Genomic DNA, 16,617 nt, shown 5'->3' with positions numbered 1-16,617 from the left:
TGATATAGCCCTGATTTACTGAATTAAAGAAGGTGCTGTAATACGATAAGTTCTCTTTTTTACAGACTTTTAATTTTTCAGGCTTTTAATTTTTCAGGCTTTCAAATTGCGGGTATGCCATATTTTATCGCTCAGGAGACAAGTTTATGTGCCGGATACTAACGCTGGATCTGTTGCGCCATGGCGAAACTCAGGGAGGGGCTATTTATCGGGGCAGGACAGACTCACCGCTAACCCCGTTGGGAGAGTGTCAGATGAAAGACGCACTCAGCCTTCATATGAGCAGAGAGCAATGGCAGGCAGTGTATAGCTCACCCTTACAGCGTTGTCTGCAGGTAGCGGATGAATACTGTCAGACAGAGTCTATACCGCTGCACTTAGATGATCGGCTACAGGAATTAGATTTCGGCGATTGGGATGGTCTGACTCTGGCGCAGGTATGGGAAAAGTATCCTGATCAGTCAGATGCTTTTTGGCGAGATCCGGCAAGTAATCCCCCTCCGGGAGGCGAGTCTACCGATGCATTACAACGGCGACTGAGGCTGCTGCTTGAAGAGCTATATGTCAGTGAATCAACCTCGTTGTTGCTGATAACCCATGGAGGAGTAATCAGGGCGCTGATCGCTATGGCATTGGAACTACCTTCATCACACTGGAGCCGCCTGGAACTGGGGCATGGTTCAGTTAGTCGTCTGCGTATAGGGTTGGATAAGCAACAGAGATTAGAATGGATCTCTGTCGTGTTTGTTAATCAGCAGGTTTTTAAATAGTCAGGCATAGCTAATGACATAGTTGAAGATGTGTTTAATAGCATGGTCTATGTTGTAGTTAATGGTATGTCTAAAACAGCGTTAGAGATTATTCGGTAAGCCCTTTAAAAAATGATTTAGTATTATCAGCGGCATCTTTAGTGGCTTCCCAGGCGGTTTCTGCACCAACCTTTGTGCTGCAGGCAGCACGGGCTGCAACGCATTTTGACTTACAGCCGGTCACAGCGGCATCATCGCCAAGGTGTTTAACTTCGCATTTTGTTTCACACCAGGTTTGTTCATCTGAACAGTCTGCCAGAGCCAGAGGGCTGTTAAGCAGAAGAAGTGAGAATGCTGTGGTCAGAATCTTGGCTTTCATAAATATCTCTTAAAGTATTAAACGTCTACAAATATGTATCTGTCAGCTTGTTACGGGTTTTCGTGGTTGCCAGAGTATCTCTTCACCGCCATTCTGTCGTGACAGAATTCTAGCACTAACAAACAGTAGGTCTGATAAGCGGTTCAGATATGCTGCACCTTCTGGATTGACCGTTTCTTGTCGGGCAAGTTCCACCACTCTTCGTTCTGCACGGCGACAGATGCTTCTGGCTTGATGACATAAAGCTGCCGGCCGATTGCCACCGGGCAGAATAAATTCTTTCAATGGCGGCAAGGTACTATTCAAATCATCGATCTGTTGCTCCATATCGGCAATTACTGCTGCAGTAATCACCTGATAGTTTGCATCAGCAACTGCCAGCTCACCACCCAGATCAAACAGGTCGTTCTGGCACTGTAACAACAGTTTTCTTAACGCTTCCTGAGCAGGACTTTCTGCAACTAATAGCTCAGCAACTAAAAGACCGAGCAGACAATTTAGTTCATCGGTATCGCCCAAAGCTTCTATGCGGGGGTGGTCTTTATTAACCCGGCTACCATTAGCCAGCGCCGTAGTGCCTTTATCGCCGCTGCGAGTATAAATTTTGGTCAGCCGGTTGGCCATAATCGTTTCCTTAAAATAGAGGCCTTGTAACAGACCAGATCAGTTAGTCATTGAGGAAAAGAGTCATCGGTCATTATAGACTGATGCTTCGTATCGCATCTAAGGTCATTTGATTCGCAGGTACATTAATTCCCATTCGTTCAGCTTCCTGGCATAGGTAGCCGGTAATGGTTTCGATCTCGGTTGGCCTGCCCTGGCTGACATCCTGCTGCATAGAAGAGTGATTCTGACCGGTGAGTTCGGCAATGTTCCAAGCTTGTTCCATTAATTTGCAATCGAACAATGTGATATTCAGTGCGCTGGCAACCTGCTCAACCTCCTTGCAGATCTGCGCCATCGCTGCGCGTCGATCATCATATTTGAGCAGTTCACCGTTGCGGCAGTTAAAAAGTGCAGTTAAAGGGTTGATGGCACAGTTAATGGCCAGTTTGCGCCAGAGTACCGAAATAATATCGGTTTCAAGTAACAGTGGGTTTTGGTCGCAATTGAGCTCATTAAACAGTTGCTCAGATCCCTGCTGGGAAAGCCTGCCAATTCGGGTCTCACCTTTGCCGGCTCTGATCAGAATAAATGGGGCAGAAAAATAGGCGCCATCGGTTGTGCTCCCAGCCCAGACTTCCAGAGTAGGGTTTTCTTCAACCAGTTGCTGTTGTGGGCCCATGCCGTTATGTAACAGCAGCACCCGGGTTGAGTCAGAGGTACGGGATTTAACCGAGTTAAAAGCGGCTGTTGAAGCAAATGATTTAGTAGTAATAAGCAGATTACTAACAGGTTCAGCTTCGCTGGCTAGCTGAGCGTCAACCTTGTGTCGGGTTTCCTGTCCGTCATCGGTGATACTAAACTCACCGCTGTATTGGTCCAGTTTATCCTGGTTACGCAGTATCAATGTAACCTGGTGGCCACTACGTATCAGCTTGTCAGCCCAAAGCAGGCCGATCGCCCCTGCGCCCAGTATATGCCAGTGCATCACTTTGAAGTGGTCCTTTACAGAATTCAGTTGGGTGTTGCCTCATCATAGCGGTATGATACCTAGTATCAACTGAATTAACCCGGCCAGACTTCGTTTGGCCACACAGACCCTGTTTAAGGAGCAACAGCGATGCCGTCATTTGATATCGTATCTGAGTTGGATATGCACGAAGTAAGTAATGCCGTCGATCAGGCAAATCGTGAGCTGGGTACGCGCTACGATTTCAATAAAGTTGAAGCCAGCTTTGAGCTAGCCGGTGAAATAATTACCCTGAATGCTGAGGTCGATTTCCAGCTACAGCAGATGATGGATATCCTGCGTAATAAGCTGGTGGGTCGTAAAATCGATACTAAGAGTATGGATGTTGGCGATGCGCATACGGCAAACATGCGGGCGCGCCAGCTGGTTACTCTGAAACAGGGTTTGGATCAGCCTCTGGCTAAGAAAATCATTAAGCTGATTAAAGACTCAAAGCTTAAAGTTCAGAGTCAGATTCAGGGTGATCAGGTGCGGATTAATGGTAAAAAACGGGATGATCTGCAGCAAGTGATGGCGCTGCTGAGAGAATCTGATCTGGATCTACCGTTGCAGTTTAATAATTTCCGCGATTAACAATTTCACTAGGCTTACGTCGCTAGAATGCGGCGTTGCCACTTGCCAGAAATAGCCTTGTTTAGGGGCCAGGGGCTGCCAGATACCTTATTCTACGGACTGTGCAGTCATTGAGCTACCAGAGAAGGCTTTTCCTGCTCCCGTCTGCTAAGTCACGAAGTGATATCTAGCTACTTGTCTCTATCTCCCGGTTTTTCTCAGTCACTGTGTTCTGTTGCTTAACCCGCGCTGCCATAATAACCAGCACCAATACAGGTAGTCCCAGTAGTGCGGCACCACTAAAGAACCATATATAACCGAAACTATCGACAAAGCCGCCAGAAAAACCTCCCAGGAACTTAGGGAAAAGCAACATGACTGAGCTAAACAGAGCGTATTGTGTTGCTGAGTACTGGATATTGGTCAGGCTTGAAAGATAGGCAACAAATGCAGCTGTAGCAATGCCGCCGCTGAGGTTATCCAGTGAGATAACGATGGTCAGCACCAGAGTATCGTTACCTACGCTCGCCAGCCAGGCGAATAGCAGGTTGGTTAGTGCAACCAGTAGGGCGCCACTGAAAAGTATTTTCATCACACCGAAACGATTTACCAGGATACCGCCTATACCCGCGCCAACAATAGTCATTATCACGCCATAGACTTTGATAATCTTACTGATCTCTGCTTTGGTAAAGCCCATGTCGACATAGAAAACGTTGGCAATAATGCCCAGAATTACATCGGAAATACGGTAGGTGCTAATGAGCGCCAGAATAATAATTGCCTGCATACCGTAGCGCTTAATAAAGTCACGAAACGGGCATAGCAGAGCGATATACAGCCAGCCTAAAAATCGGGATAGCCAGTGCGGTAAGTGGGCAAATTGTTCACTGAACTGAATCACTTTATTTTGCTGTTCAAGCGTTTCCTGATCCATCTTAACCGCTTCAGGCTCAGAGATTATAAGACTGGTTAAAAGTCCGATACCCATTAGAGCGGCCATACTGAGGTAGGCTATTTTCCAGGCGTCAGATGAATAAGCCTCAGGGGTAGGGGCAACCCAGGCTGCAACGGCCAAAGCTCCTGCACCGGCAACAATCATTGCAATTCGATAGCCAGCCATATACGTGGCGGCCATGGCTGCCTGTAACCTTTCCCCGGCGGATTCAATTCGATAAGCATCGATGACTATATCCTGAGTCGCTGAACTTAAAGCAACACAAAGTGCCAGGATGGCCATCGCTTCAAGGTTTTCCAGCGGATTTGAAAATGCCAGTCCTGACAGGCTAAGTACTAACATTAGTTGGGCTAAAACCAGCCAGCTGCGCCGTCTGCCAAGCAGAGTCGAAAGTAAAGGGATGGCAAGACGATCAATCAGAGGTGCCCAGATCCATTTAAAACCATAAGCCAGACCGACCCATGAAAAATAGGTGATCAGGCTACGTTCGATGCCGGCTTCACGGAGCCAGAATGACAGAGTACCAAATACCAGCAGTAGGGGGAGACCGGATGAAAAACCCAGGAAAAAAAGGGTAATAGCCCTTGGATGCAGGTATATTTTACTGGATTCAAGCCAGGATTCAGATCCTGATTGGGCGGGTATCATTACCGGTTCCTTACGTAGGTGAGCGGTTATTGTCGCTTTCATCGGTCCTATAGGCAATAACAGAACTCATAACAGGGCCTATAACAGAGCTTATTTGTTCGCAGCAGAAGGTGATTTTTTGCCCGAATCAGCTTTATTTACTAACGTTTAGATAAATGGTTAAAAGGATATGGTATGGATAGTTTCCTGAACAGTATGCCTAAGGCCGAGTTGCATCTGCATCTTGAAGGCACACTTGAGCCTGAGTTGATGTTTGCGCTGGCTGAGCGTAACGGTATTGAACTGCCCTATGCTTCGGTTGATGAGTTAAGCAGGGCATATAACTTTGGCAACTTACAGGATTTTCTCGATCTTTATTATCAGGGTGCAGAAGTGCTGCAAACCGAGCAGGATTTTTATGATCTGACCTGGGCTTATATTGAACGTTGTAAGGCGCAAAATGTTATCCATATAGAACCGTTTTTTGATCCCCAGACGCATACTGAACGATCAATTCCTTTTGCTACCGTTATCCGTGGTATCAGCCGAGCGCTCGCTGATGCAGAATCAAAGTATGGTATTAGTTCCGGTTTGATTATGTGTTTCCTGCGTCACCTGAGTGAGCTGGAAGCTTTTAATACGCTGCATCAGGCTGAGCCCTATCTGGATAACATTATCGGCATAGGGCTGGATAGTTCGGAGCAGGGGCATCCGCCAGCTAAGTTTGAACGGGTGTTTGCCAAAGCCCGCAGTATGGGGCTGTTAGCTGTGGCTCACGCCGGAGAAGAAGGCCCGGCGCAAAATATTATTGATGCACTGGATCTGTTGCATGTGGATCGCATTGATCACGGCGTTCGTGCAACCGATGATGCTGAGTTAATGCAACGGCTAGCTCAAGAGAAAATGGCTTTAACGGTATGCCCGCTGTCCAATACCCGGTTACGGGTGTTTGATGATATGAGCCAGCATAATATTTTGCAGATGCTAGAGCAGGGGGTGAAGGTAACTGTGAACTCCGATGATCCGGCGTATTTTGGTGGTTATCTGACGGAGAACTTTATCGCTCTGGAGCAGGGGCTGGGTATGACCCGTGGGCAAGCACTGGAGTTGGCTCGGAATAGCTTTGAATATAGTTTTGCCAGTCCGAATCGTAAGGCTGAAATGCTCGCTTTACTGGGGAAACTCGGTTAAAGGTGGCTTAACAATCTAAAGCCGCCTCAGTTGCTGGGGCGGCAATATAGAAGGGGATACCCATCTGTGTCAGGCTATGCTTTAGCTGATCTAAGTTCTGGATTTCAGAAGCTTTCTATTGCACTATTAATCTTATAACCGGGCAGGATGCTTTGGGCCGTGATGGTAAGGAAAAGGAATTTGATCTCTCCTGTTGTAGCTCCTCACTTTGTTTGTAGATATACGTCACTATGACGTATATCTAGCTGTTAACCCCATTGAGCTTGAATATGAAAGGTGTTCTAAAAGAGATCATTGATCAGATTGAATCCCTAGAGTGGGATCACTTCTTATACGTTGCTCGGGGTGAACTGACACTCGATAGTCCAGTAGCCGTAATCGAAGACGATGGAGTTAGCGAGACATTCGAAGGTATGCCGTATTTCTTATCAGTTCAAGATGTTCAGTCTATCGCTGAGAATCTGCATGCCCAAATAAACAATCCTGGCCCAAGCCTGATTTTGGAGGCAATTAAGCATTATCATGCAAACGATGCTTTCATCCAGGTCCAGGGTTAACAAGTTTAGGCAATCGGACGCGATAAAGCCGCGCCGTTGCTAAAGGCGTTATAGGTCAAGAGTAAGGATGCTGAGATGAACTACGATTGGCGCTGCCAAGCTTGTGATAGCACAGTAAAAGCAGGTAATGATAAGTGCACGACATGTACTTGCCCAGCTTCATGTAATAGTCGAGAGATTCAGAAGTTTAAAGAGGCTTACCTAAACTCCGAGTCGTATCGCACTCAGTCAGAATACAGATGCTTTAAGTGCGATCATCATATATATGAGCGCGGTGGGTTTAGGGCTTCTGGTGATGGTATTTCAGAGATTTTCGATGTGGCAACCGAAGGGTTTGTTTACATAGCCTGTAAGAAATGCGGATATACAGAAATCTATAAAAAGGACCTTAGTAGCCTATCAATGATTGCAGATTTTTTGATTGGCGACTGAGTTATAACAAGTAAAGGCAACCGACCGCTAAAGCGTCGGCTGCTTTAAGCGTTAGGTGTCTGAACGAAATCACACGACAACTTAGAGGGAATTGCATGGAAACGGAGGAGGGAAGCACTGCCTATTTGGATTGTGTTCAGAATTTTGAATGGTTTTTCAGTCAGCAGTTTTGCACCGTTAACTTGTTCTTCGTTGACTTTCCGTTTGTCGCATTTTTAATCGGACTAGGGATTCCATTTGTAACTTGGCTAATTCAGAAGCTAGTTTCTTGGCTCATAGACTCCCGAAGGCAGATTTCAGGTAATTGGTTATTAGTGATCTTCGAAGATAATAAACCAACCAAATTTGACCTTTATAAACTCAGGCAGCGGCGCTATTCAGTAACCGGAACTATAAGACGTCTTCTTTCTCTTGAGGATCAAGAACAAACAAAACGAAGGTACGGTTTTGTGGGGTATTCGGATGGAGGCAGTTTGATTTATTCTTTCTGGCCAGAAAGTAAAGTCACGAGTAGCTTTGGAAGTTGCACACTCAAACTATCAGAAAATGCCGAAGCCACTTATTCTGGATTGTACACTCGGCCGTTTGGCGTGGCCCGGGCAATCAGGAAAGGGCAAACCGCCAGTATTATTTTGACTCGATCACCTGAAAAAGTTAGAGAACTAATTGGAGGTCTAGAACAAACAAAACAAGAGTTTGTTTGGAGAAAGACCTTCGGGTTGTTCGGTCGAGAGAAGTTGTGAGTTATAAATGCCTAACAAATATGTCAACCGGAACGTCAAAAGCTGGGCTTTTGGTTTCCTATGCTGTCGTTTCTGAGTCCGGTTACACAAGCGTTATGCATCCAGAGAGATCTATGCACTTTGATAAGTTCGAGAATTACTTAGAAAGAATATCGGAAAGAGAGTTCGTCGAGTGAAATGTTAACATTCAGCGACAGGTTCTACCGGACTTAATCGTAGGTTCTCTAACGTGTTTTTTGCTATTTTAATCTGGGAAGTTGACTTAACCACAAGCTCTCAAGCATAGCTTGTTACTTGAATAATTCTAAAACCTCTACCAGTATTGATCTGATATGGATATCAACAGATGAGATTGTGTGCTTATTGGAAAGCACAAAAGCCGCGCATGAGCTTTTTCAGAGGATGAAAATCAATGTGCTTTACTACTTTTCATTTTTGTACTCTTTGCTTGTTTCCAGGTTCGTAGGAGAAAAACGCGCTTGCGCATATTTGAAAATAATATGGATGTTCGCTTTGTTAACTGTAGAAATTAACGGGGCAGGCCAGCAAGGAGAAAATAGTATGAAGATGTTTTTTATCGCGGTCTTAATTGTGATTGTTAGCGGTTGTGCAATTAACAGCAAGCAAGTACAAGAAGATAGACACCAGGAAGTGACTAAACGCCTTGATAAATTAGAAAGTTATATGGGGTGGTTAATAGGGCAGTATCGTGACCATAATCATCCTTATGGGCCTGGTTCATTTTCGGGAAGGACCGTCGTTCCTCAGTGCAGTTCTAATGCCGATTGTACTGGTGATTCGAATTGTGTGTGTGACTTTGGTTCAGGAGTTTGTGCTTGTGTAGCTTCGCCGAACTAAATGGCAGGTTAGAGGTGCTTAAACCAGCACTATTGCCCTAAATCGTTTTTTATATCTGAAGGATATAATGCTAAATACAAAAAAGCCGACTTCGCAGTCGGCTTTCTTAAATAGTCATTTGGTCGACTGATTAGATGCGCAATGCGCCATCAACTTCGATGCAACGACCATTTACGTAATCGTTTTCCAGGATGAAGGCGACAGTGTTAGCGATCTCCTGTGGCTTGCCCAGACGCTTAGCAGGGATGCCAGCAGCGATTTTTTCCAGTGCTTCTGGCTTCATGCTCATTACCATTTCAGTACCGATGTAGCCTGGTGCGATAGAGGTAGCGCGAATGCCGTAGCGAGCCAGTTCTTTCGCCCAGGTAACAGCCATTGCTTCTACGCCTGCTTTAGTTGCAGTGTAGTTAGTCTGGCCCATGTTGCCGTGACGGGAGATAGAAGAGATATTGATGATACAACCTTCACAACCCAGATCGATCATCTGCGCAGCTGCTTCACGGCCACACAGGAAAGTACCGGTCAGGTTTACATCGATAACCAGGTTCCACTGGTCCATGCTCATCTTCTTAGCAACTTTACCGGTTTCACGATCAACTTTCAGGAATAAGCCGTCACGGGTTACGCCAGCATTGTTGATCAGGCCATTTATAGCGCCAAAGTCAGCGGCAACATCGCTAAATAGTTTTACAACGGAATCTTCATCAGCAACGTTAGCGATGTAACCACGGGCTTCAACACCGTGCTCCATGCACAAACCAACGGTTTCATCCAGACCTTCCTGATCCAGATCGGCCAGTGCAAGTTTTGCACCTTTCTGAGCCAGTTCCAGAGCCATAGAGCGACCCAGACCACGGCCACCGCCGGTGATAACGATTACTTTATCTTTCAATTCCATCGTATCTACTACCTTATCTTCTGTATTTTATGTCCGGTACTCGTTTCAGTCAGAATTAAATACCGATTTATTATCACTGTTATTGTGCATTGCAATAAACATTGCATAAGAACTTATAACGCTTCTGCGTAAAAGTCTATAACCCTTTCGTGAGATGCTCTAAATTATTGATAATGCTAGGGAATATTATTTGTTGTTATTATGTATGGATATCTAAGTAGCTGATTTTTAAGAATTTATTTTGCGGGGCAGCATTGGGTTTTTATATTGAACTTTAGTGCTATTGTTGCGCTTGCTCACTGTGGGCGAGGGGTTGAAAAAGTAAAATTAGCCCCTAACTATGTTGATAACTCGGACTTTTTTAACATTCAGTCGTAGTGTCTGCTGTTTGACTGAAAACCCTAATTATTTGTCAGGCTAACCTTATTGGGGGACCTGTACAGGATTGGAGCACTATGAGATTTCTATTTCTGCTGTTTATTGTTGTTCCCGTAATTGAGATAGCCCTGCTTATCAATGTAGGTCAGGCAATTGGTGCCTGGTATACGGTGGGTTTGGTGCTGTTGTCAGCCTTTATAGGTGTCAACATGCTGCGCTATCAGGGGATGTCGACATTAGCCCGGGCGCAACAGCGTATGAATGCCGGGCAGATTCCCGGTAGCGAGATGGTCGAGGGTGTTGTGCTGGCCGTTGGCGGGGCGCTGTTATTGACGCCGGGATTTGTTACCGACGTAATTGGCTTTTTTTGCCTGATCCCATTTACCCGTCAGTGGTTAGCAAAACTGTTGTTTAGCCGTTTCTCTGTTGTCGCTATGTCTCACCGGCAAGAAGGGGATCAGCCTGCAATGGATGGCTTTACTACCCGTGACGAGAACCGTGATCATCCGTTTCAGCCACGTCGCCCTGATCAGTCAGGTGATGTGATTGATGGTGAATATCGCCGCGAAGACTGAATTTTTTTCGGGCCGGGTGTTGAAATGTTTTTCGCTGCCCCCAAATAGCTAGACATCGCATAACTTGAAGCGGTTATCTACTGCTTCTTTTACTTATAAAAATGATTTTTTTTGATCACAGGATCAGGAGAGAGATTCAATGAAAATTCGTCCACTTCACGACCGTGTTGTTGTTCGCCGTAAAGAAGAAGAAGCAATGACTGCCAGCGGTATCGTACTGCCTGGTTCTGCTGCTGAAAAACCTAACCAGGGTGAAGTTCTGGCTATAGGTACTGGTCGCATTACCAGCACTGGTGAGGTTCAGGCGCTGGATGTTGCAGTTGGTGATACTGTGCTGTTTGGTCCGTACGCTGGTTCTAACTCTGTTAAAGTTGACGGTGAAGAGCTGTTGATCATGAACGAGAGCGACATCTACGGTGTTCTGGAAAGCTAAGCACTGCTTTCGGTATTAAGAATTTCAAATTGAATTTGAAACACAGGATTTTTTAAAATGGCTAAAGAAGTACTGTTTGGAAACGATGCTCGTTCACGCATGCTGGACGGCGTAAACATTCTGGCTGACGCAGTTAAAACAACACTGGGCCCTAAAGGTCGTAACGTTGTACTGGATAAAGCGTTTGGCGCTCCTACCGTAACTAAAGACGGTGTATCTGTTGCGAAAGAGATCGAGCTGGCTGATAAGTTCGAAAACATGGGTGCGCAGATGGTTAAGGAAGTTGCTTCCCAGGCCAACGATGTTGCCGGTGACGGTACCACGACTGCTACAGTGCTGGCTCAGGCGATTGTTAACGAAGGCCTGAAATCTGTTGCTGCGGGCATGAACCCAATGGATCTTAAGCGCGGTATCGACAAAGCAGCAGCAGCTGTTGTTGAGCAGCTTTCAGCTATGTCTGTACCTTGTGCGGACACTAAAGCGATCGCTCAGGTAGGTACTATCTCTGCTAACTCCGACACTCAAGTGGGTGACATCATCGCGGAAGCGATGGAAAAAGTGGGTAAAGAGGGTGTTATCACCGTTGAAGAAGGCACTGGTCTGGAAAACGAACTGGACGTTGTTGAAGGTATGCAGTTCGACCGCGGTTACCTGTCTCCTTATTTCATCAACAACCAGGACAGCATGAGTGTCGAGCTGGAAAGCCCGTTCATGCTGCTGGTTGACAAAAAAGTTTCTAACATCCGCGATCTTCTACCGGTACTGGAAGCGGTTGCTAAGACTTCTCGTCCACTGCTGATTATTGCTGAAGACGTTGAAGGCGAAGCGCTGGCTACTCTGGTAGTAAACAACATGCGCGGTATCGTTAAGGTTGCTGCAGTTAAAGCACCTGGTTTCGGTGACCGTCGTAAGGCGATGCTGGAAGATATCGCAACTCTGACTGCCGGCACTGTGATCTCTGAAGAGATCGGCCTGAACCTGGAAGGCGTGACTCTGGAACAGCTGGGTCAGGCTAAGCGTGTAACTATCACTAAAGACAACACTACTGTTGTTGACGGTGTTGGTGAAGCGGCGGTTATCGAAGCTCGCGTTCAGCAGATCCGTGCACAGATGGAAGATACTTCTTCTGACTACGACCGTGAGAAGCTGCAAGAGCGTGTTGCTAAGCTGGCAGGCGGTGTTGCAGTAATCAAGGTTGGCGCTGCAACTGAAGTTGAGATGAAAGAGAAGAAGGCTCGTGTAGAAGATGCTCTGCACGCGACTCGTGCTGCTGTTGAAGAAGGCGTAGTGCCTGGCGGTGGTGTTGCTCTGATCCGTGCAATGGATAATGTTGGTGAGCTGCAAGGCGAGAACCACGACCAGAGTGTTGGTATTGAAGTTGCCTTCCGTGCCCTTGAAGCACCGCTGCGCCAGATCGTTGGTAACGCAGGTGAAGAAGGTTCAGTTATCGTTGCTAACATCCGTGAAAAAGGAAAGGGTAACTACGGTTATAACGCTGCTTCCGGTGTATACGGCGACATGATCGAGATGGGTATCCTGGATCCGACTAAGGTAACCCGTTCTGCACTGCAAGCTGCTGCATCTGTTGCTGGTCTGATGATCACAACTGAAGCGATGATTGCTGATGCGCCATCTGAAGGTGGTGCTCCAGGTATGCCTGATATGGGCGGCATGGGTGGTATGGGCGGCATGGGCGGTATGATGTAATCATCCCCCTTCGCAATTAAAAAAGCCGGCTTTGATGCCGGCTTTTTTGTGCCTGACAGAAATGCTGATGTTTTATTTTTATTTTGAGTTTCTTCGGTTGTGCGTTCTTAACTTGTTGATTAATAATCTATTTATATTCTGCATACGGATACGGTATAGGGGTAGTTACTATTTCGATTGGTCAAACTGTCGGCTTTCGCTAGGCTGTTATGCAGTAAAGGGAGTCACACCCCAACAATAACAATGACAGGAACTTTCCAATGATGAAAAAAACTGCGACTGTGCTTGCCGGTGCTCTGCTAAGCTTGTCCGCGATGACAGCTCAGGCCGAAACACTGAAAATGGCATACGACTCTGATCCGGTAACGCTGGATCCGCATGAGCAGCTGTCCGGTGGCATGCTTCAGTTGTCCCACATGACATTCGATCCTCTGGTTCGTTGGGATCAGGATATGGGTATCGAAGCGCGTCTGGCTGAGAAGTGGGAGCGAATTGATGACCTGACGATGCGTTTTCATCTGCGAAAAGGGGTAAAGTTCCACTCCGGTAATGAACTGACCGCCAAGGATGTTGAGTTTACTTTCAAGCGTTTGCAAAACTCTCCGGATTTCAAAGGTATTTTCACGCCATTTAAAGAAGTTCGTGTGATTGATGATCAAACATTCGATCTGGTTACCAACGAGCCATTCCCGCTGATCCTGAACAATGCCACTTACATCTTCCCGATGGACAGCAAGTTCTATAGCGGCGAAGACGAGAACGGCAATGCTAAAGATATGCTCGTTAAGTTCGGTAACTCCTTTGCCTCCCGTAATATGTCTGGTACTGGCCCATATACGGTACAGTACCGTGAGCAGGGTGTACGCACTGAATTTACCCGTAATGCCGATTACTGGGACAGCGCTTCCAAAGGTAATGTTGATAAGATCGTACTGACGCCGATCAAAGAGGCGCCGACCCGTGTAGCCGCACTGCTGTCTGGCGATGTCGATTTTATTATGCCGGTCCCGCCTGCTGACTATAAGCGTATCGACGCTAGTAGCGAAGTCGATCTGGTAACAATGCCGGGTACCCGTATTATTACTTTCCAGATGAATCAGGAACGGTTTGAACAGTTTAAAGATGTTCGCGTGCGTCAGGCTATTGTGCATGCGATCAACCAAGAAGGTATCGTGAAGAAAATCATGCGCGGCTTCGCGACTCCTGCTGCACAGATGAGTCCTGAAGGTTACCTGGGTTATAACCCTGCCCTGAAACCTCGTTATGACCTGAAGAAAGCTAAGCAGCTGATGAAAGAGGCCGGTTATGAAAAAGGCTTCACTGTCACTATGATGGCGCCGAATAACCGTTATGTGAATGATGCCAAGATCGCTCAGGCGGTGGCTTCAATGCTGGCTAAGATCAATATCACGGTTGATCTGAAGACTATGCCGAAAGCACAGTACTGGCCAACTTTCGATGAGCGCGCTGCGGACATTATGATGATCGGCTGGCACGCGGATACCGAAGACTCAAATAATTTCTTCGAATTCCTGACCGCTTGTGCCGATAAAGATAGTGGTTTGGGTCAGTACAACAGCGGTAATTACTGTAATCCTGAAGCGGATAAGCTGATGGCGCAGGCGAATACTGAAACCGATGCGGCTAAGCGCGCTCAGATCATGCAGCAGGTTGAACAGATGCTGTATGACGATGCTGCGTATATCCCACTGCACTGGCAGAACCTGGCCTGGGGCGCCCGTGCTGGAGTCGATATCGCACCTGTTGTGAACAAGATGAACTTCCCGTATCTGGGTGATCTTGTCATTAAGAAGTAATAGTAATCTCTGACTGCTACAGTCAGCAAAGGGCTCCCTCTGTGGGGCCCTTACCAGTACCTTCCTACCATCGCACAATGATGGGTCAGGTCTGAACGGCTGCGAATAGTCTATATTCGAAGTTCGTTCTGTCAGTAAATCGATACATTGCAGTGAGTTTTGCCTCACTGAATCATACATCAAGGCATAAAGGCTGAGAGACTATGTTAGCTTTTTTAATAAAACGATTGGCACAAGCTATCGTGGTTATGTTTGTCATCAGCATAATCAGCTTTTCAATCCAGGATAATCTGGGCGATCCGCTCCGGGAGCTGGTTGGTCAGTCCGTATCCGAAGAAGAACGTCAGGCGCTGCGTGATGAGATGGGGCTTAATGATCCCTTCCTGGTGCAATATGCACGTTTTGCAGGCAATGCGTTGCATGGCGATCTGGGCACTTCGTATTTCTTTAAAGAGCCCGCTTTGGATGTGATCCTTAAGAAGTTGCCGGCCACCCTTGACCTGGTGTTTGGTGCGACTCTGATCATTATTGGTTTTTCGGTGCCTTTGGGTGTCTATGCTGCAATTAATCCCCGCAGTATGTTCTCTAAAATTGTTATGGGCTTCAGTACCGTGGGTATTTCGGTACCGGTATTTCTGACCGGTATCGGACTTATTTACCTGTTCTCGATTGAGCTGGGATGGATGCCATCTTTTGGCAGGGGAGATGTGGGCCATATTTTTGGTTTCTGGGACACGGCGTTTCTGACCAGTGATGGCCTTGCTCATCTGGTCTTGCCTTGTTTTACCCTGGCTTCAATCATGTTGCCATTGTTTATCCGTCTGATCCGTTCCGAAATGATGGAAGTGCTACAGTCGGAATATATTAAATTTGCCTGGGCCAAAGGCCTGGCGCCGAAGCGTATCTATTATCTCCATGCGCTGAAAAATACCATGTTACCGGTGATTACCGTAGGTGGTGTACAGATTGGTACTATGGTGGCGTATACCATCCTGACTGAAACTGTATTTCAGTGGCCGGGCATGGGTTTCCTGTTTCTGGAGGCGATTAACCGTGTCGATACGCCGCTGATTGTTGCTTATCTGATAGTTGTTGGCGCAATCTTTGTAATTACCAACACCATTGTCGATCTGATCTATGGTCTTGTGAACCCGACCGTTAAGCTATTCGGGGGTAAATGAATATGACTGCAATAGTAGAAGAACAAACCGTATCTAACTGGCAGCGTTTTCGTCAGTCGCACTTCTGGCATAGCTTCTGTATCGATAAGGTCGCCCAGATCAGTTTTCTGGTGTTTGTGGCTTATGTCATTGCGGCTTTGCTTGCACCGCTGATGGCGCCGTTTGATCCCTATGACCCGGGGTCTATCGATATTATGAATTCAGAGCTGCCACCGAGCTGGCAGGAAGAAGGTGATGCCACGTTCTGGCTGGGTACTGATGCTCAGGGCCGGGACTTATGGTCGACTATTCTCTATGGCACCCGGGTGTCGTTGATGATCGGTATCTGCGCAGTAATGTTGCAGGCGTTTCTGGGTATTTGTATTGGTCTGGTGGCTGGCTATGTCGGCGGTAAGGTCGATAGTCTGCTGATGCGTCTGGCCGATGTGCAGCTGTCTTTTTCAACCATGATGGTGGCGATTATTGTACTGGCGGTGTTCCAGGCGACATTCGGCACCCAGTTGTATCAGGAGCTGGCGATGGTGATGCTGATTCTGGTTATTGGTATTGCCGAGTGGCCACAGTATGCCCGAACCGTTCGGGCCTCAGTACTGGCTGAAAAAGAGAAAGAGTATGTCGATGCTGCGCGGGTTATGGGTCTGCGTGCTCCACGTATTATGTTCCGTCATATTTTGCCGAATACATTGTCACCGATTCTGGTTATCTCAACGGTACAGGTGGCAAATGCTATTATTTCCGAAGCAGCGCTGTCCTTCCTGGGGCTGGGGATGCCTGTTTCACAGCCCTCTCTGGGCTCACTGATCTCCAGTGGTTTTGAGTATATATTTTCTGGTTCTTGGTGGATTACCGTGATTCCCGGTCTTGTTCTGATCGTGTTGGTGCTGGTTATGAATCTGCTGGGTGACTGGCTCCGCGACGTGCTTAACCCGAAACTGTACAAGGGGTAATC

Annotated in this window: 18 protein-coding genes; 13 read left to right on the top strand and 5 right to left on the bottom strand. The window is 46.9% G+C overall.

Going from position 1 to position 16,617, the window contains the following annotated elements; all coding sequences use genetic code 11:
* Window positions 1-146: 146 nt before the first annotated feature.
* The gene (locus EHS89_RS14285; RefSeq protein ID WP_124926835.1) at window positions 147-770 is read left to right on the top strand and encodes a histidine phosphatase family protein; all 624 of its coding nucleotides are present in this window, start codon (window positions 147-149) and stop codon (window positions 768-770) included.
* An 88-nt stretch (window positions 771-858) separates the two neighbouring features.
* Here the strand turns inward: EHS89_RS14285 and EHS89_RS14280 are convergent, their stop codons facing one another.
* The 3 genes from EHS89_RS14280 to EHS89_RS14270 form a co-directional block, all read right to left on the bottom strand.
* On the bottom strand, window positions 859-1,128 hold the full coding sequence (locus EHS89_RS14280; RefSeq protein WP_124926834.1) for a hypothetical protein: 270 nt from the start codon (window positions 1,126-1,128) through the stop codon (window positions 859-861).
* A 42-nt stretch (window positions 1,129-1,170) separates the two neighbouring features.
* The gene (locus tag EHS89_RS14275) at window positions 1,171-1,752 is read right to left on the bottom strand and encodes a cob(I)yrinic acid a,c-diamide adenosyltransferase (protein WP_124926833.1); all 582 of its coding nucleotides are present in this window, start codon (window positions 1,750-1,752) and stop codon (window positions 1,171-1,173) included.
* Window positions 1,753-1,825: 73 nt separating this feature from the next.
* The gene (locus EHS89_RS14270; protein ID WP_124926832.1) at window positions 1,826-2,719 is read right to left on the bottom strand and encodes a ketopantoate reductase family protein; all 894 of its coding nucleotides are present in this window, start codon (window positions 2,717-2,719) and stop codon (window positions 1,826-1,828) included.
* Window positions 2,720-2,851: 132 nt separating this feature from the next.
* On the opposite strand from EHS89_RS14270, the gene EHS89_RS14265 reads away from it, so the two are divergent.
* Window positions 2,852-3,334: a YajQ family cyclic di-GMP-binding protein gene (locus EHS89_RS14265; RefSeq protein ID WP_124926831.1), complete on the top strand. Its 483-nt coding sequence runs from the start codon at window positions 2,852-2,854 to the stop codon at window positions 3,332-3,334.
* Between the two features lie 166 nt (window positions 3,335-3,500).
* Here the strand turns inward: EHS89_RS14265 and EHS89_RS14260 are convergent, their stop codons facing one another.
* A complete protein-coding gene (locus tag EHS89_RS14260; RefSeq protein ID WP_124926830.1) occupies window positions 3,501-4,919 on the bottom strand; it encodes an AmpG family muropeptide MFS transporter in 1,419 nt (472 codons plus the stop codon).
* Window positions 4,920-5,093: 174 nt separating this feature from the next.
* On the opposite strand from EHS89_RS14260, the gene EHS89_RS14255 reads away from it, so the two are divergent.
* From EHS89_RS14255 to EHS89_RS14235, 5 genes are all read left to right on the top strand, one after another.
* Window positions 5,094-6,089, top strand: a complete 996-nt coding sequence (locus EHS89_RS14255) for an adenosine deaminase (RefSeq protein WP_124926829.1) — start codon at window positions 5,094-5,096, stop codon at window positions 6,087-6,089.
* A 269-nt stretch (window positions 6,090-6,358) separates the two neighbouring features.
* Window positions 6,359-6,646: a DUF7716 domain-containing protein gene (locus tag EHS89_RS14250; RefSeq protein ID WP_124926828.1), complete on the top strand. Its 288-nt coding sequence runs from the start codon at window positions 6,359-6,361 to the stop codon at window positions 6,644-6,646.
* A gap of 75 nt (window positions 6,647-6,721) precedes the next feature.
* On the top strand, window positions 6,722-7,078 hold the full coding sequence (locus EHS89_RS21600; protein WP_124926827.1) for a zinc ribbon domain-containing protein: 357 nt from the start codon (window positions 6,722-6,724) through the stop codon (window positions 7,076-7,078).
* Between the two features lie 95 nt (window positions 7,079-7,173).
* On the top strand, window positions 7,174-7,821 hold the full coding sequence (locus tag EHS89_RS14240) for a hypothetical protein (RefSeq protein WP_124926826.1): 648 nt from the start codon (window positions 7,174-7,176) through the stop codon (window positions 7,819-7,821).
* A 294-nt stretch (window positions 7,822-8,115) separates the two neighbouring features.
* The gene (locus tag EHS89_RS14235; RefSeq protein WP_124926825.1) at window positions 8,116-8,679 is read left to right on the top strand and encodes a hypothetical protein; all 564 of its coding nucleotides are present in this window, start codon (window positions 8,116-8,118) and stop codon (window positions 8,677-8,679) included.
* A gap of 130 nt (window positions 8,680-8,809) precedes the next feature.
* Here EHS89_RS14235 and EHS89_RS14230 read toward each other — a convergent pair whose 3' ends face one another.
* The gene (locus EHS89_RS14230) at window positions 8,810-9,577 is read right to left on the bottom strand and encodes an SDR family oxidoreductase (RefSeq protein WP_124926824.1); all 768 of its coding nucleotides are present in this window, start codon (window positions 9,575-9,577) and stop codon (window positions 8,810-8,812) included.
* A gap of 455 nt (window positions 9,578-10,032) precedes the next feature.
* Here EHS89_RS14230 and EHS89_RS14225 point away from each other — a divergent pair, with 455 nt between their 5' ends.
* The 6 genes from EHS89_RS14225 (at window position 10,033) to EHS89_RS14200 (ending at window position 16,615) form a co-directional block, all read left to right on the top strand.
* Window positions 10,033-10,530 (top strand): FxsA family protein, encoded by a 498-nt coding sequence (locus EHS89_RS14225; RefSeq protein ID WP_124926823.1) that lies wholly within the window; start codon window positions 10,033-10,035, stop codon window positions 10,528-10,530.
* 139 nt (window positions 10,531-10,669) lie between these two features.
* Window positions 10,670-10,963 carry a co-chaperone GroES gene (locus EHS89_RS14220; protein WP_124926822.1) on the top strand — a complete coding sequence of 98 codons (294 nt, stop codon included), beginning with the start codon at window positions 10,670-10,672 and terminating at the stop codon, window positions 10,961-10,963.
* Window positions 10,964-11,020: 57 nt separating this feature from the next.
* Window positions 11,021-12,670 (top strand): chaperonin GroEL, encoded by a 1,650-nt coding sequence (gene groL / locus EHS89_RS14215; protein WP_124926821.1) that lies wholly within the window; start codon window positions 11,021-11,023, stop codon window positions 12,668-12,670.
* 263 nt (window positions 12,671-12,933) lie between these two features.
* Window positions 12,934-14,487, top strand: coding sequence for an ABC transporter substrate-binding protein (locus tag EHS89_RS14210; protein ID WP_124926983.1), 1,554 nt, complete (start codon window positions 12,934-12,936; stop codon window positions 14,485-14,487).
* 203 nt (window positions 14,488-14,690) lie between these two features.
* The gene (locus tag EHS89_RS14205; protein ID WP_124926820.1) at window positions 14,691-15,668 is read left to right on the top strand and encodes an ABC transporter permease; all 978 of its coding nucleotides are present in this window, start codon (window positions 14,691-14,693) and stop codon (window positions 15,666-15,668) included.
* Window positions 15,669-15,670: 2 nt separating this feature from the next.
* Entirely contained in the window at window positions 15,671-16,615 is a 945-nt protein-coding gene (locus EHS89_RS14200; protein ID WP_124926819.1) for an ABC transporter permease, read from the top strand.
* Window positions 16,616-16,617: the final 2 nt, after the last annotated feature.

It is taken from the genome of Amphritea balenae, assembly GCF_003858655.1.
Lineage (GTDB): Bacteria > Pseudomonadota > Gammaproteobacteria > Pseudomonadales > Balneatricaceae > Amphritea > Amphritea balenae.
This window is presented reverse-complemented; position numbering and strand designations above follow the sequence as displayed.